The organism is Candidatus Dormiibacter sp. (assembly GCF_050999135.1).
GTDB classification, from domain to species: Bacteria; Chloroflexota; Dormibacteria; order Dormibacterales; family Dormibacteraceae; genus Dormiibacter; species Dormiibacter spiritus.
Genome location: NZ_JBPCPN010000017.1, coordinates 41,539 through 55,698 on the forward strand (window position 1 = coordinate 41,539; position 14,160 = coordinate 55,698).

At 66.6% G+C, this 14,160-nt stretch carries 20 protein-coding genes and 1 pseudogene; 12 read left to right on the forward strand and 9 right to left on the reverse strand.

What is annotated here, in order from left to right; translation table 11 throughout:
• Window positions 1-5: 5 nt before the first annotated feature.
• Complete coding sequence (locus tag ACR2MZ_RS04325) at window positions 6-980, reverse strand: ABC transporter ATP-binding protein (protein ID WP_434003840.1); 975 nt, start codon at window positions 978-980, stop codon at window positions 6-8.
• 118 nt (window positions 981-1,098) lie between these two features.
• Between ACR2MZ_RS04325 and ACR2MZ_RS04330 the strand changes: the two genes are divergently transcribed.
• The 8 genes from ACR2MZ_RS04330 (at window position 1,099) to ACR2MZ_RS04365 (ending at window position 6,987) form a co-directional block, all read left to right on the forward strand.
• The gene (locus ACR2MZ_RS04330) at window positions 1,099-1,755 is read left to right on the forward strand and encodes an ABC transporter permease (protein ID WP_434003841.1); all 657 of its coding nucleotides are present in this window, start codon (window positions 1,099-1,101) and stop codon (window positions 1,753-1,755) included.
• Entirely contained in the window at window positions 1,752-2,477 is a 726-nt protein-coding gene (locus ACR2MZ_RS04335) for an ABC transporter permease (protein ID WP_434003842.1), read from the forward strand. Before ACR2MZ_RS04330 ends, ACR2MZ_RS04335 begins: the two co-directional genes overlap by 4 nt.
• Window positions 2,478-3,060: 583 nt before the next feature.
• The gene (locus tag ACR2MZ_RS04340; RefSeq protein ID WP_434003843.1) at window positions 3,061-3,465 is read left to right on the forward strand and encodes a hypothetical protein; all 405 of its coding nucleotides are present in this window, start codon (window positions 3,061-3,063) and stop codon (window positions 3,463-3,465) included.
• A gap of 3 nt (window positions 3,466-3,468) precedes the next feature.
• Window positions 3,469-3,708, forward strand: coding sequence for a hypothetical protein (locus ACR2MZ_RS04345; RefSeq protein WP_434003844.1), 240 nt, complete (start codon window positions 3,469-3,471; stop codon window positions 3,706-3,708).
• 75 nt (window positions 3,709-3,783) lie between these two features.
• Complete coding sequence (locus ACR2MZ_RS04350) at window positions 3,784-4,689, forward strand: hypothetical protein (RefSeq protein WP_434003845.1); 906 nt, start codon at window positions 3,784-3,786, stop codon at window positions 4,687-4,689.
• 60 nt (window positions 4,690-4,749) lie between these two features.
• A complete protein-coding gene (locus ACR2MZ_RS04355) occupies window positions 4,750-5,670 on the forward strand; it encodes an ABC transporter substrate-binding protein (protein WP_434003846.1) in 921 nt (306 codons plus the stop codon).
• Between the two features lie 67 nt (window positions 5,671-5,737).
• A complete protein-coding gene (gene bcp / locus ACR2MZ_RS04360) occupies window positions 5,738-6,205 on the forward strand; it encodes a thioredoxin-dependent thiol peroxidase (protein WP_434003847.1) in 468 nt (155 codons plus the stop codon).
• 77 nt (window positions 6,206-6,282) lie between these two features.
• Window positions 6,283-6,987, forward strand: coding sequence for a lipoate--protein ligase family protein (locus ACR2MZ_RS04365; RefSeq protein ID WP_434003861.1), 705 nt, complete (start codon window positions 6,283-6,285; stop codon window positions 6,985-6,987).
• Window positions 6,988-7,017: 30 nt separating this feature from the next.
• On the opposite strand, the gene ACR2MZ_RS04370 is transcribed toward ACR2MZ_RS04365, so the two are convergent.
• The 8 genes from ACR2MZ_RS04370 to ACR2MZ_RS04405 form a co-directional block, all read right to left on the reverse strand.
• Window positions 7,018-7,752 carry an ABC transporter permease gene (locus ACR2MZ_RS04370; RefSeq protein ID WP_434003848.1) on the reverse strand — a complete coding sequence of 245 codons (735 nt, stop codon included), beginning with the start codon at window positions 7,750-7,752 and terminating at the stop codon, window positions 7,018-7,020.
• On the reverse strand, window positions 7,749-8,486 hold the full coding sequence (locus ACR2MZ_RS04375; RefSeq protein ID WP_434003849.1) for an ABC transporter ATP-binding protein: 738 nt from the start codon (window positions 8,484-8,486) through the stop codon (window positions 7,749-7,751). The genes ACR2MZ_RS04370 and ACR2MZ_RS04375 overlap by 4 nt, the downstream gene beginning before the upstream one ends.
• 100 nt (window positions 8,487-8,586) lie before the next feature.
• Window positions 8,587-8,952: a VOC family protein gene (locus tag ACR2MZ_RS04380; protein ID WP_434003850.1), complete on the reverse strand. Its 366-nt coding sequence runs from the start codon at window positions 8,950-8,952 to the stop codon at window positions 8,587-8,589.
• 56 nt (window positions 8,953-9,008) lie between these two features.
• A complete protein-coding gene (locus tag ACR2MZ_RS04385; protein ID WP_434003851.1) occupies window positions 9,009-9,626 on the reverse strand; it encodes a TetR/AcrR family transcriptional regulator in 618 nt (205 codons plus the stop codon).
• Window positions 9,607-10,308 carry a 2-phosphosulfolactate phosphatase gene (locus ACR2MZ_RS04390; RefSeq protein WP_434003852.1) on the reverse strand — a complete coding sequence of 234 codons (702 nt, stop codon included), beginning with the start codon at window positions 10,306-10,308 and terminating at the stop codon, window positions 9,607-9,609. Before ACR2MZ_RS04390 ends, ACR2MZ_RS04385 begins: the two co-directional genes overlap by 20 nt.
• Before the next feature lie 17 nt (window positions 10,309-10,325).
• Window positions 10,326-11,354, reverse strand: a complete 1,029-nt coding sequence (locus ACR2MZ_RS04395; RefSeq protein WP_434003853.1) for an ornithine cyclodeaminase family protein — start codon at window positions 11,352-11,354, stop codon at window positions 10,326-10,328.
• Window positions 11,347-11,916, reverse strand: a complete 570-nt coding sequence (locus tag ACR2MZ_RS04400; RefSeq protein WP_434003854.1) for a histidine phosphatase family protein — start codon at window positions 11,914-11,916, stop codon at window positions 11,347-11,349. The genes ACR2MZ_RS04395 and ACR2MZ_RS04400 overlap by 8 nt, the downstream gene beginning before the upstream one ends.
• 15 nt (window positions 11,917-11,931) lie before the next feature.
• A complete protein-coding gene (locus ACR2MZ_RS04405) occupies window positions 11,932-12,534 on the reverse strand; it encodes a diguanylate cyclase (RefSeq protein ID WP_434003855.1) in 603 nt (200 codons plus the stop codon).
• A gap of 104 nt (window positions 12,535-12,638) precedes the next feature.
• Here ACR2MZ_RS04405 and ACR2MZ_RS04410 point away from each other — a divergent pair, with 104 nt between their 5' ends.
• From ACR2MZ_RS04410 to ACR2MZ_RS04425, 4 genes and pseudogenes are all read left to right on the forward strand, one after another.
• On the forward strand, window positions 12,639-12,929 hold the full coding sequence (locus tag ACR2MZ_RS04410) for a type II toxin-antitoxin system Phd/YefM family antitoxin (protein ID WP_434003856.1): 291 nt from the start codon (window positions 12,639-12,641) through the stop codon (window positions 12,927-12,929).
• 3 nt (window positions 12,930-12,932) lie between these two features.
• Window positions 12,933-13,337, forward strand: a complete 405-nt coding sequence (locus ACR2MZ_RS04415) for a PIN domain-containing protein (protein WP_434003857.1) — start codon at window positions 12,933-12,935, stop codon at window positions 13,335-13,337.
• Between the two features lie 169 nt (window positions 13,338-13,506).
• Entirely contained in the window at window positions 13,507-13,863 is a 357-nt protein-coding gene (locus tag ACR2MZ_RS04420; protein ID WP_434003862.1) for a VOC family protein, read from the forward strand.
• Between the two features lie 78 nt (window positions 13,864-13,941).
• Window positions 13,942-14,160 (forward strand): annotated as a pseudogene (locus ACR2MZ_RS04425) (excinuclease ABC subunit A); the annotation flags it as partial.

Consider the following 14,160-nt stretch of genomic DNA (forward strand, 5'->3'; position numbering starts at 1 on the left):
GTGAGCTAGCCCGAGCGCTGGGGCGCCGCGCCGTCCGCCGTCACGACTGCGGTCTCGATCAGGCCACTCAGTGTCAGCACGCCCAGTACCTCGCCGTTCCTGTGCACGCGCACTCGGTCGGTGTCGTGCAGCAGCATGCAGGAGAGAGCGTCGGCGAGCGAGGCCTCGACAGCGATATCGGCGTCGGTGTGGTAGCGCGTCGCCTTCTCCAGCCGGCCCTCGTCGATGGTGACCACTGATAGACGCTTCTGGCCGCGGTCCGGGCCCAGGAAGTCAGCGACGAAGTCAGTGGAGGGCTGGGCCAGCATCTGAGCGGGGGAGTCGTACTGCTCCAGCTTGCCCCCCTGGCTCAAGATGGCAATGCGGTCGCCCATCTTGATGGCCTCATCAATGTCGTGTGTGACGAAGACGACTATCTTGTGCATCTGCGACTGGATCCGGAGGAACTCGTTCTGCAGACGGTCCCTCGTCACCCTGTCGATGGCGCCGAAGGGCTCGTCCATCAGCAGCACGGGCGGGTCGGCGCCCAGCGCTCGCGCCACACCCACACGCTGGCGCTGGCCGCCTGAGAGCTGGTGCGGATAGCGGTTGCCGTATTCGCCAGGCGGCAGGCCGACCAGCTCCAGCAGCTCATTGACGCGGCTCTTCGTCTTGTTCCGATCCCACCCCAGCAGCTTGGGCACTGTGGCGATGTTGTCAGCGATGCTCAGGTGCGGAAAGAGGCCTACCTGCTGAATGACGTAACCCATCTGGAGCCGGAGCTCGACGGGATCAATCCGGGTCACGTCCCGACCGTCCAGCACTATGCGGCCGCCTGACGGCTCGATCATCCGGTTGACCATCCGCAGAGTTGTCGTCTTACCGCAGCCCGACGGCCCGACCAGGATGCACGTTTCGCCATCGTTGATCTCGAGATCGAGCTCGCGAACGGCGACCGAGCCATTGGCATACCGCTTCGAGACCCGCTCGAGGGAAAGCACCAGCTAACTCTAGTGGACACTTGGTGGCAGCCGAGTGGACCATTGGTGGCATCAGCAACAGCACGCCGGCAAGGCTGATGCTGTCCATTCCAGGCCGGCAGGCATCTAAAGTTGACCTGTGCTGCTCGTGTCCGGCGAACCCTGGATCCGTTGGAACTGGGTGGGGAGTCACCTCGGCAGGATCTGGGACGCTCTGTTGCAGCACATTGTGCTCACGGCCATCGCCATCGGTGTGGGCATCCTGATCGCCATTCCGATCGGCCTGCTCGCCTGGCGCTATCGCCGCAGCCGAGGGGCCGTGCTGGCCTCCACCGGCGCCCTCTATACGATTCCGTCGCTGGCGCTCTTTGCGCTTCTGGTCCCGTTCACCGGCTTGACCACTCTGACCTCGGAGATAGGGCTCGTCACTTACACCCTCCTGATCCTGGTTCGGAACATCATCGTCGGGCTGGACGGAGTGCCGGACGAGGTGCGTGACGCCGCCGTTGGCATGGGCTACAGGCCCTTTCGCCGGCTGATGGCCCTGGAGCTGCCGCTGGCCCTGCCTGTCATCATGGCAGGGGTCCGCATCGCCACCGTCACGACCATCGGACTCGTCACCATCACGGCTCTCATCGGGCAGGGCGGCCTCGGCTCGCTGATCCTGTCGGGCCTGATCCAGGGTTTTCCGACCCCACTCGTGATCGGCGCCTTCCTCTCCGTCGCATTGGCAGTGGTCGCTGATGTGAGCCTGAACCTTTTCCAGCGTCTGATCACACCCTGGAGCCGCGCGTGAGCTTCCTGCAGGAGGTAGGGCAGTGGTTTCTGAACCCCGCCCATTGGCAGGGGACAGGCGGCATCCTGAACCGGCTGCAGGAGCACGTGGTGATGTCGCTCGCAGCGACAGTCACGGCTACGCTGATCGGCTTGCCGATCGGGCTGGCTCTCGGTCACTGGGGCAAGGGCGGTGGCCTGGCGATCAACGTGGCCAATGTGGGCCGCGCGATCCCGTCCTTCGCCATCCTGGTCATCGCCGTCCAGGTGGTGGGCATAGGCGCCACCCCGGCCTTTCTGGCGCTGGTGGCGCTGGCCATCCCGCCGATCGTCACCAACAGCTTCGTGGGCATGCGGGACATCGACCCCGAGCTGCGTGATGCCGCCCGGGGGCTGGGCATGCGAGAGAAGGCCGTGCTGCTCAAAGTGGAGCTGCCCAACGCCATGCCGGTGGTCATGGCAGGCATCAGGACAAGCGGGGTTCAGGTGGTGGCGACCGCCACGCTGGCCGCACTGGTCGGCTGGGGCGGCCTCGGCCGCTACATAGTGGATGGTCTGGCCAACCGCGACTTCGTGCAGGTCTTCGCCGGAGCCATCCTCGTGGCAGTGCTGTCAGGCCTGGCAGAGAACGGGCTGGCAGCACTCCAGAAGGTGCTCACGCCGGCCGGGCTGCGCCTGCGCGACCAGCCACTGAAGTCAGCCGCCATCCGGAGAGGCGCCCCCCAGGCGGAGCCCGCCTCCTGAGCGAGGCCGATGGGCGCACTTGTCTCGTCCCGCCGGCCGGCCCTAAATGACCTGGTAGCGGCGCCGGGCGGCGCGGTTGACCGGCTCCATTTGGGATGGCCGGCTCATTGGTCGCAGCCCGGGCTGGCCGGCGCTTGACGTCGAACCCACCAGAGAGGCGAGCGACCGCGCCTGGGAGGCCGTGCGTTTGCAATTCAGACATGACAGCCGAAGGGTGCCGTGTCGTCTGACACCATCGCCGGCGCTGCGTTGTGGGTCCTCGTAGGCCTGGTCCTGGTCGTTCTGATTGTCTTCGGGGTCGTGATCCCGCTGGGCCGGGAGGAGGCTCAGGCGCGGAGGTTGAGGCAGGCCAGGGAAGCGGAGGCCGAGACACGGCGCGAGCTCCTGGGCGAACTTGAGCAGCTGCGCCAGAGAGGTCCCGGAAAGCCGCCTCAGCCCGACCTTTGCCCGAGACGCAGCCCGGCTGCTGAGGGACGCCGGCAGCAGGGCGCAGCAGCTGTTCGGCCCCGCCGCAGCCCCGTGCTGGGTGTCATGATGTCCGGCCGCCCACACACCAGCGGGGTTTGCCCAAGCAGTAAGGCGGGTGCGAGAGACCGGACCACCGTTCGGAGTCGACCGGCGGCGCTTCGATCTCTTTGTGAAGGTCTTGGAGGGAGACGTCGCCGCTTTCAACATCGGCCAGGCGATCATGAGCCAGCCTGGCCGGGAGCACAGGCTGCAGGCCGAGCTGGCCCGACTGGGACCCGATCCCGACCAGGATTGGACTGCCGCCGGCTTTTTACGCGCCCTGCGCCGCCTGATCAAGGAGCAGCTGAGTACCACGAACGCTCCAGGAGTGCAGTACCTGCTCTGGCTGGACGGCTTCAATCAGCCCATTCAGGTGACCAGCAACCTGCCGGCCTACAACGCCATCCGCCCGGGCGATCCGGTCGCCTTGAAGGATTGGGGCGAGGCTGGAGTGACCGAGATCATGCTGCGGGACGGGTGAACCATGATGACAAGCGCCAATCCGGGCTACGAGCGCGGCCAGGAGGTCACCGTTGCCCTGATCACCCTCATCGTCTCAGGCCCCCTCACCACTTTGGGCATCGTCCACCTGCTGCGCGCCCCGCGGCGGCACCGCGCCAACCAGACGGCGCCGTCCGCGCCTGACTCCTCCAGCAAGGACGTCTCTCAGGCGGCCCCACGGACGCTGCCGTTCGTAAGACTGCCAGCAGGAAGGTGGGCATAGCCGGCGAGGCACCAAGAGCGATGCACCGATTCGCAGTCGGGCGCTATGGCCGCCTTATCCTGGGATTGAGCGGTTGTGAGCATCGGATCCACTCCAGAGCCCCGGCGGGTGGCCACAGCCGGCCCAGCGGTGCCAGCCCGGAGCGGCACTCGCTTTCTGCTCCTCAACACGGCGGTTGCCTTCGCGCTGGCATTGATGACGATGGTCACCCTGCACGAGCTTGCGCACGCGGTCACCGCCCTGAGCCTGGGCCTGAATGCCACACTGCACTCGGGCAGCGTCGACGTCCCCGACTACAGGTCTGACTCGGAGCACATAACAACGGCGCTGGCCGGACCCTTTTTCAGCCTCATCTCAGGGCTGCTCATCCTCGCGCTGCCGCGCTTCGGGCGCGGCTTCTGGCGGCTGTTCGTGATGTGGCTGGGCCTGCTCAGCGTCCAGGAGGTCGTCGGCTACCTAATGACGGCGCCCTTCGTCACGTTCGGTGACATCGGCGCCGCCCTGCGGCTGGCCGGCGCGCCCTTCTGGACATTCATCGTCTGCTTTCTCCTGGGCCTGGCCCGAATGGTCCTACTGGGCCGCGCCGCCACGCGCCGGCTGCTGGAGTTCACCCGCGAAGGGATCGACAGTACGGCCGACCAACTTCGCAGCCTCGGCCTTTTCGCTTGGCTGCTGGGTGTGTTGGGCGGTAATCGTCCTGGGCGCCGGGTCGGACTCGCTCTCCCGAGATGGGCTTTTCGAGCTGGCCGGCGGCGTCAGCTCAGGCATCTTTCTGGTTTTTGTCCGTCTCTTCATGAAGGGGACGACCCTGGGCCGCGGGCAGGGCTTGGTGGCTGGCTGGCCGGTTGTGGGGATGGTTCTCGTGGTCCTGTTCAGCTTCTTCCGGCATTTCGTACTGGGTCCAGGCATCCCCCTCTGAGCCGATCGTCTGAGGCCTGTTCGGCGGCCGATTCCAGTAGCTTTTCTCTGGTCGGCGGCTAACAGGAGCTGCCATCCACGCCGGCAGGAAGGCCGGCACCAGCCAAGGAGGCACTTAGAGCGATGCACCGATTCGCACATCGGGCCCTGCTCGCCTCCATCCTGGGACTGAGCCTTATCGGCAGCGCCTGCGGTTCGTCGGGCGGCGGCTCTCCCTCGGGTGGAAGCAAGGGCACCATCACGGTGGCGGGATTCAACTTCGCGGAGAGTTCGATCGCCGCCAACATCTACGGCGGAGCGCTGAAGGGCGCCGGCTACACAGTCAACTACAAGCTCAACCTCGGCAGCCGCGAAGTGGTCGAGCCGGCGCTTGAGCGGGGCGAGATCGACCTCTACCCGGGCTACGCGGCGACCGACCTGGAGTTCATCAACAAGGGCAAGGGTGAGGCGACCCCCGACGCCAAGGCCACCGTCGACAAGCTCAACACCTACCTGAGCAGCAAGAACGCAAAGGCTCTCGACCCGGCCCCGGCAGTCGACGAGAACTCCTTCGCTGTCACGAAGGGCGGCAAGTACGGCCAGCACACGAAGCTCTCAGATTTGACCTCGGTCGCAGGCGAGATGACTCTGGGCGGTCCGCCTGAGTGCCCAAACCGGCCGTTCTGCCAGGCCGGCCTGGAGAAGACCTATGGGCTGCACTTCAAGGCCTTCAAGGCCCTGGACAGCGGCGGCCCGCTGACCAAGTCGGCTCTCGACAAGGGCGACATCGACATCGGCCTGATCTTCTCTTCAGACAGCGCTTACTCCAGCGGCAAGTACGTGCAGCTGCAGGACGACAAGAAGCTCCAAAACGCCGACAACGTCACTCCCATCGTCGGCACCAAGCACGTTGACGGCAACGCGCAGAGCCTGCTGAACCAAGTGTCCGCGAAGTTCACCACCAGCGACCTGATCGCGATGAACAAGCGGGCTGACGTTGACAAGGACGATCCGGATGTGATCGCCAATGACTGGCTCAAGAGCCACGGTTTCAAGACCGGTTAGTCACTCGCCTCGGGCGGTGGGGAGGGCTTCGCCTTCCCCACCGGCACCGTTCTGGTTGGATTGAGCCATGAAGCTTGAACCAGGACAGCCGGCGCCGGACTTCAACCTGCTCGACCAGGACGGTCGCCAGGTTTCTCTCAACTCCTACCGCGGGCGCAAGGTGCTCGTCTACTTCTATCCCAAGGACGACACGCCTGGCTGCACCAAGGAAGCCTGCCAATTCAACGATACGTTGCCCGGCTTCGAAGAGGCCGGCGTGGACATCCTGGGCATCTCCGCCGACGACGCTCAAAGCCACCGCGCCTTCCGCGCCAAGTACGGACTTCGCTTCCGGCTTCTGAGCGACCCCGGCCACGAGGTCGCCAAGGCCTACGCCGCCTATGGCGAGCGGATGCTTTACGGCAAGCCTGTCACGGGCATCCTCCGCTCGACCTTCTTGATCGATGCTGAGGGCGGCATCGAGCGCGCCTGGTACGACGTCCAGGCTGACGGCCACGCCGGCAAGGTGTTGGAGGGGCTGGGCGCTTCGCGCTGAGCGGCCCGCGGCGAGTCCCATTCGAGCGGCTCGACTGGGAGATCCTGCCGGCACAGCCACTCCCGGTCCACGTCCAGCTGGCCCTGGAGGAGGTCCTGCTGAGCCGGCTGGCAACTGGCGAGGGGGCACCTGCCCTGCGCTTTTGGGAATGGTCTGAGCCGGCGCTCATCCTCGGCTCAAACCAGGTGCTCGCCAACGAGGTGGACCGGCAAGCCGCCGAGCAGCTCGGCTTTGCGATCGGCCGGCGGATGAGCGGCGGGGGGACCATGATCGTTGAGCCGGAGCGCACGATCACCTACTCGCTCTACGCGCCCGCGTCGCTTGTGGCCGGCCTGAGCTTCGTCGAGTCCTTCGCGCACCTGGACGCCTGGGTGGTGGACTGCTTGCGCCGCCTGGGCGTTCCGGCCGGCTACCGGCCCATCAACGACATTTTGTCGCCGGAAGGCAAGATCGGCGGCGCGGCCCAGGCGCGCCGCCGCGGCTGCCTGCTGCACCACACCACCATCGCCTACCAGATGGAGCCCGAACTGGTCGGGCGCCTGATCCGGATCGGTCGCGAGCGAGTGTCTTCGCTCGGGGTGCGCAGCGCCGAGAAGCAGGTTTCACCGCTGGCCCGCTGGACGGACATGAGCCGCCCCCAAGTGGTCGGGGCCCTGAGCGACCACTTCCAGACCCACCATGGCGGCCGGCTGCGGCGGCTCAGTGCCGCTGAACTGGCCGAGGCCCGGCTGCTGGCCGCCAGCAAGTACGCGACCGCCGGCTGGATCGATCGCTTGCGCTGAGCCGGCCTGCCGCTCAGGTCTCTTGCAGCATCACGCGGTGCGGCGTCTCAAGGTGGCAGCGCCGGCCGCGAGCGCCAACAAAGAGCACGCCGCTACCACGCCGATGTCCTGAATCAATTCCCGACTCAGCTCCGCTGAAGTGGTTATCAGCTTCAGCGCATCAACTGCGTAGGAGAGGGGCAGGAAGTCGGAGATGCGGGCGAGGACCCCAGCCATGTGGTCGCGGGGTACCAACAGGCCGCAGAGGAGGACCTGAGTGCCGGCGAAAAGCGGCATGAACTGCACCGCCTGGAACTCAGTGCGGGCAAAGGCGCTGACGAAGAGACCCAGAGCCATGCCGAGCACGGCGTCAAGTACGGCGATTCCGAACATCAGCGCGAACGAACCCTTCACGTCCAGCCCGAGCCAGAACAGGCACAGGCTCGCAGCCACGCCCACCTGAATGACCGCCAAGAGTCCAAACGCGACTGCGTAGCCCAGCAGTAGATCCAGCTTGGCGATGGGCATGGTCATGAGCCGTTCCAGCGTCCCGCTTCTGCGCTCTCTCAGCGTGGCCACGGATGTGACCAGGAACATGACTATGAAGGGGAAGATTGCCAGCAGTGTCGGAGCCAGTCGCTCGAACAGCGGCTTGGAGTCGAAGACGTAGCGCATGAGGACCATGAGCAGGGCCGGCACGAGAGTCACGAGGGCCAAGGTGCGGTGGTCTCGGCGCCGCTGGCCGATGATCCGCCAGGTTGTGATCAACGTCAGGCGCAGGCTCACGCAGGCGTCCCCACAGCTGCCCCCGTTTCGCCGGCCAGTCGCATGAAGGCCTGCTCCAGGTCCTGGCTGCCGGTGCTGCGGCGAACTCCTTCGGGAGTGTCGCCAGCGAGAATCCGGCCGTCTCTCATCATCAAGAGCTGTTCGCAGCGCGCTGCCTCGTCCATGATGTGGCTGGAGACGATCAGCGTCGCGCCCAGATCGCCGGCCAGCTGATGAAACAGCCGCCAGAGCTCCTCGCGCAGAACCGGGTCCAAGCCGATGGTCGGCTCATCGAGGATGAGCAGCTCAGGCTGGTTCAGCAGCGCAACAGCAAGACTTGTTCGCGAGAGCTGGCCGCCGGACAGCTGTGCGACCAACCGCTCGCTCTCTCGAGTGAGCCCCACCTGCTCCAGGACCAGCTCCGCGGCGGGCGCCTCGGCCTTCAAGATGGCGGCGAAGTAGCGAAGGTTGTCGCGGACCGAGAGGTCGGCGTAGACGGCCGGTGACTCGGTGGCGTAGCCGATGCGGCCTCGCAGCGCCCGGCTGCCTGCCGCTCTGCCCAGCACTGTCACTCGGCCCTGGGCGACCACCTGCACCCCGACCATTGCCCGGAGAAGGGTGCTCTTGCCGCAGCCGCTGGGCCCAACCAACGCTGTCAGAGCACTACGCGGGATCGAGCAGTCCAAGCCGTGCAACACTTCGGTGCCCCCGCGGACGACGCGAAGGCCTTCGACCTCGACTGCGCAGGAATTCATCACCTGTTGAATTGTAGCGCCTGAGCTGAGGTTTGGCAAGCCCGAGGGCCCGGGCTTGACTAAAGAAAGCCTCGTATAGCGCCGCCGGCTCGCGGGTGGCTCAGGCCGGTTGGAGGACCGAGAGAATGTTGCCTGCCGGGTCCTTGAACCAGGCGATGGGAGGACCGCCCTTGCGGAAAACCCCCTTCTCGTCGGTCCAGTCGTAGCGCTCAAAGCTGATTCCGCGCGCCGCGAGCTGGTCGACGGCGGAGTCGATGTCGTCGACCGGGAAGTTGAGGATCGTGAACGTCGCCGGAGTGTGGTCCGCCTTGGGATAGACGAGCGTGTTGCGATCGCCGGCGATGTGGAGCGTGAGCATCCCGTTCGCCTCGGACACCCGAAGCCCCAGGGTGTCGCTGTAGAACTGCTTCGCCTTCGGGATGTCGTCGACTGAGAAGCCGCTGAAGGCTTTGGTGTTCTCGAACATGGTGCTCCCCTTCTCTGTGACGAGTGATTCGTGGATACGGCCTACCGCGCGGTTTTTCAGGAATCGAGGTAACGCTGAATCGAGGGTGCCACCAGCTTGACGATCTCCTCTTGCGAAGCTGAGGCGAGCGGCTCGACCCCGAGAACGTACCTGACAATCGCGATGCCCACCAGTTGTGACCCCACGAGCGTGATCCGCAGCCGGGGCACGCCTAGCGCATCCGCGATCCGGCTGAGCACCGTGGCGGTCAGAAACTGGCGAAGCAAATCCGCGCCCTGCTGGCTCGTGGTGGCGGACCGGATCAGAGCCTGCATGCGAAGGCGTGAGGCAGGATCCTCCCAGAGACTGAGAAATACGCGGAGCAAGCGCTGCGCCAAGCTGTTGCGAGGACCCGCGCCAACGACTCTGGCTATCAAGTCGGCGGGCTGGAAGGGTATCTCCAGCGCCCTGAGGAAGACGTCCTCCTTGCGGCCGAAGAAGTGGTGGACCAGCGCGGGGTCTACGCCCGCCTCTCGGGCGATGCCCCGAATGGTCGTCCGGTCGTAGCCGAGATCGCTGAAGAGCTGGCGCGCCGCAGTCAGCACCAGTGCCCGCGTCTGCGTGGGACCCGGGCGCCGCCCGGCCGCCTGACCGTTGCCCATCAGCGGTGCCGCTTCAAGGTGGCGGCGAGCCACCTTCTCGATCCGCCCGCACGACCAGGCCGAGCGCGTCGCGTTGGACAGGCATGGCGAAGGCGTATCGGTCGGCTTCGAGGGCGACTTCCAGGTCGCTGGGCGGGAAGCCGGCTGAGCGGCCCGCGCGCAGGTCCGCGAAACGCTGGCTGGCTCGGAGCGGCCCCAGCAGCAGCGGCAGATCCGGCTTGCGGCCTAAAAGCAGGCTCTCCAGATAGAGCGCGCAGGCGCGATCCTCGGGATGGTCGAGATCTTCCCCTGAGGCGAGCAGCGTGATCAGCGCGGGGCTCGAGCGCTGCAGCCAGCGACTTGTGGCAGCGGCGGTAACCAGGCCCGTGACGAGAATCCGCTCCGCCTCGCGGGCGGCAAGGACCGCTTGGACGCCGCTCGTGGTGCGCTGGATCAGGGTGCGGCCGGCGATCTCCACTTCCGACATCTGCGTGGGCGAGTTGCTGATCGGGATGCCCGTCACCGGGGCCCCCTCTTCTTCAGCCGAGATCACCGCTGTGGGAATCCTCCTCGCCAGCGTCAGAGCTTCGGCCACGGTACCGACGAGCCGGCACTCACTGGCGCCTCGGTCGAGCGCCACTGCTGTGACAGTGAAGGCACGAAGAACGTCGATGACGACAACCACCCCGCGGGCTGACCGGGCGCCGGCGATGCCGCCACAGTGTTCTATGTGCAAACTTGTCTAGTCGTGGACTAGAGCGGGAGCCGCGTGCCGGCGCCCGTGGCCAGCGCGCGCTGGTAGACGAGCCGGGCGGCTGCCAGGTCCTCAACTGCGTGGCCGGCCGACTTGTAGAGCGTGATCTCGTCCTGACCGCGCCGGCCGAGAGCGCCGCCGAGCACCTCACCCAGCTCGACTGCCGTGGCGGGATCCAGACCGGCGAGCTCAGCCGCGCCGGCCGGCGGAGGCTGGAAGACTGCCCGCGTCTCGACGATCAGCCGGGCGTTCCGGACCAGCTCTGGCTCGAGCTCGGAGCCGGTGGCGCTGAACCCGACCGAAGTGATGTGAGCGCCCGGCCTTACCCATTCCTGGCGGAGGACAGGCTCGGGCGAGTCGGTGCAGCAGCAGATGACATCAGCGCCCCGCGCGGCTTCTGCAAACGAAGGAGCGGCATGGGCGTGCGGGACGGCGTCGGCCAGGCGCTGCGCCTGGCTGGGGTTGCGCGAAGCAACCCGGATCTCCGTGAAATCACGCACGCGCGGCACGAACTCGAGGTGTGAGTGGCCCTGCACGCCGGCGCCAAGAATCGCCAGGACCTTCACCCTGGGGGAGGCACATTCGCGTACGGAGAGCGCAGAAGCGGCGGCCGTGCGCTGGGCGGTGATGACTCGACAGTCCAGCACTGCCAGCGGGATTCCGCTCGCCCCATCGAAGAGGGCTATCAAGCCCTGGTGTGAGGGAACCGGTCCGCCGTGGTTGCCGGGAAAAACGGATACCAGCTTGACGCCCAGGCCGGCTTCGGGCAGGAAGCCCGGCATCGCCGCCAGCATGCCACTCGACGAGCGGGCGGCGATGCGCGCAGGCACGTCAGCTTGGCCGGCCGAAAGGGCGCGGAAGGCGTCGGCCAGCGCTTCCAGAAGCGCGTCGGGTTCGAGCAGTGCAGCCACCCAGTCGGCAGCCAGATAGACAAGTGAGGAGCCGCCGCCAACCCGGTCCAGGCCTCTCGAAGCGCTGGAACGCCGGTCTGGGTTGTCACCGCGAACCTTGGCGGACGACCTAGCCACAGTGGACGTTCCAACGGTGAATCGTCCGCCCGTGCGGGTCGAGGCGCAGGACGCAGTAGGCCGCCGAATCCAGCCCGAACCGGGCCGCCGACTCGATTTCGAGGTCGGCCCAGGCGACTGCCAGCGCTCGCGCGAAGTGCCCGTGAGAGAAGACGAGCACATCACCGGCGGCCTCCTCCAGCAGGCGGAGAGCAAGGCGCGCCCGGGCCCCGACCTGGGCCGGCGTCTCGCCTTTGGGACAGCCGTCGCGAAAGAGCTCCCAGCCGGGTGCCTGCTCTCGGATCTCCGGCGTCGTCAAGCCCTCGTAGCGGCCGTAGTCAAATTCTCGCAGCAGCGGCGAGACTGTTACTGCGCCAAAGCCCGCCAGCTCCGCCGTTTGCAGCGCCCGCTGCCGATCGCTGGCAAAGACAGCCGTGAAGTCGTGTTCGCGCAGCGCTGCGCCGAGCCGCCTGGCCTCCGTTTCGCCCAAGGAGAGCAGCGGGAGGTCGGTGAACGACGTGTGCTGACCGCTCTCCGACCATTCGGTCGCGCCATGCCGAGCGAGATAGATGTCGCGCTGCATCTGGCGGTGTGACGCCTAGCGGCCGAGGAGCTCGGGCCGGCCCGTTCGGAGGGAGCGCTCGGCGGCCTCGATCACGGTCCCTGCCCGCAGGCGCTGGCCGTAGTGGATGCAGACCACGCCGACGCCGGCGCGGCGGCCATTGGCCTGGAGGGCTCCGTTCACCGCCTGGATGAGGCGGTTGGCGGCGTAAGCGGTGCCTGCGATGTCGGTGTCTGGTAGCAGTGCCAGCAGCGAGGGCGGCTGACGGCCAAGGACGCCAGTTGTGTCGACGTCACGCAGCGTGCTTGTGACAGCCTCGGCGACCAGCTGCAGAGTCTGGTCACCCACAGCACCGTTGGAGTCGGCCGCGCCCGGCGCGAAGGGCTGCACGAGCACTACACCCAACGAACGGCCGTACCGGTGCGCGCGGGCCAGCTCATCCTCCAGAACCGGTCGGAGAAAACGCTCGTTGAAGAGCCCGGTGGACCTGTCGACAATGTGCAGAGGCATGGAGTCGGGCTCGTCCAGGCGCACGCCGCAGGCGCTGCAGAAGAGTGCCGAAGACTGCATCTGGGCGCCGCAGGCGCCGCAGACTTTGGTCTCCGCTCCACCCGAGCGGATGAACTTTGGAAGCGGCATGGGCGCTCCTCAGCCTACCGTGAGGCAGTTGGGCAGACTTCGACCGCCCGAAGGACCCTATTCGGGCTGCGGACATGAGGACATTTGCGGCGTATCCTGTCATCATGGCCATTAAGACCGTCGTTGAGCACCTCGGCGTCGCGGAAGCCAAAGCTTCCCTGTCCCAGCTCATCGACCGTGTGGCTCGGGGAGAGCGATTTGTGATCAACCGTCGCGGCCGGCCGGTGCTGGGGTTGGTGCCGCCCGCCGAAGCATCGCTCGCCAACGCTTCACCGGCTGGACTTGCCAGCATCGTCGGAGCGCTTGCAGACTGGGATGCCCTTTCCGAGGTGGTTGACGAGATCTACGCTGCTCGGTTGAACGCGCAGGACCGCCCGGTCCCCGACTTGGGCTGAGTCGTGTTCTGCTTCGACACCGATGTGCTGAGCGCTTTATTGAGGCGAGATCCCCCGTTGGCATTGGTGCGCAGAATCGGCAGCCTCCCACCGCCCAATCAGTTCACCACTGCCGTCACCATGGGCGAAATGCTGTACGGCGCAGCCAGGCGAGGGAGCAGCGATCTGTCGGAACGGGTGCGAATCCTCCTGAGCGGCGCCATCAAGATCCTTCCCTTTGATGAGCAGGCCGCCGCGGTCTACGGTTCACTCCGAGCAGCGCTGGAGGCCCGCGGGGACCCCCTCGCGGAGCCCGACCTTCGGATTTCGGCTATCGCCCTCTCCCAGCGGCTCACCCTGGTTACTGGGAACACGCGCCATTTCCGGCGGGTTCCGGGTCTGGCCGTGGAGAACTGGCTAGAGCATTGAGAGGTTGCGCCCCGCCTAAGGGGGAGTCGCCGTCCCCGCCTCTACCGACGCCATGCGGCGCGTGCGACGGCGGGGTGCCGTCAAGCCTGGCGAGACAGGTGACCAAACCGATCAGGAATCGAGAAGCGCCGGTCACCTAGCCGCAGCTAGCATGACCGCCATGAACAACATGACCGGCTCTTCCACCCAGGGAATCAAGACAGTGCTGCATCCCGTGTCCGACCTGGCGGCGGCCAAGCCCGTGTACACCGCCCTGCTCGGCATGCCGCCGCAGCAGGACGCGTCCTACTACGTCGGCTTCGAGGCCGAGGGCCAGCACGTCGGGCTGGTGCCGGGCGGTGGACCGCAGGGCATGACCTCGCCGGTGGCCTACTGGCACGTGGCGGACATCGAGGCGAAGCTGGCCGAGGTGACCGCAGCGGGTGCCACCGTGAAGGAGACAGCGCACGACGTCGGTGGCGGCCGCCTGGTGGCCACCGTCACCGACCCCGATGGCAACGTCCTCGGGCTGCTTCAGGACCCGTGAGTGCCGACCCCCGCGAGGCGAAGTCGACTTCGTCCGCATCTCCCCGGAGGCGACTCCGCCCAAACAGATGGAGACACGATGAGGATGGCCACGAGGACGGACCCGCAGTCGCCTGCGCTGCACGGTGCAGACAGCCACGATCTCATCCGCGTGCAGGGGGCGCGCGTGAACAACCTCAAGGACATCAGCGTCGAGCTGCCGAAGCGCCGGCTGACGGTGTTTACCGGTGTCTCCGGCTCGGGCAAGAGCTCGCTGGTGTTCGGCACGATCGCCGCGGAGTCGCAGCGGCTGATCAAC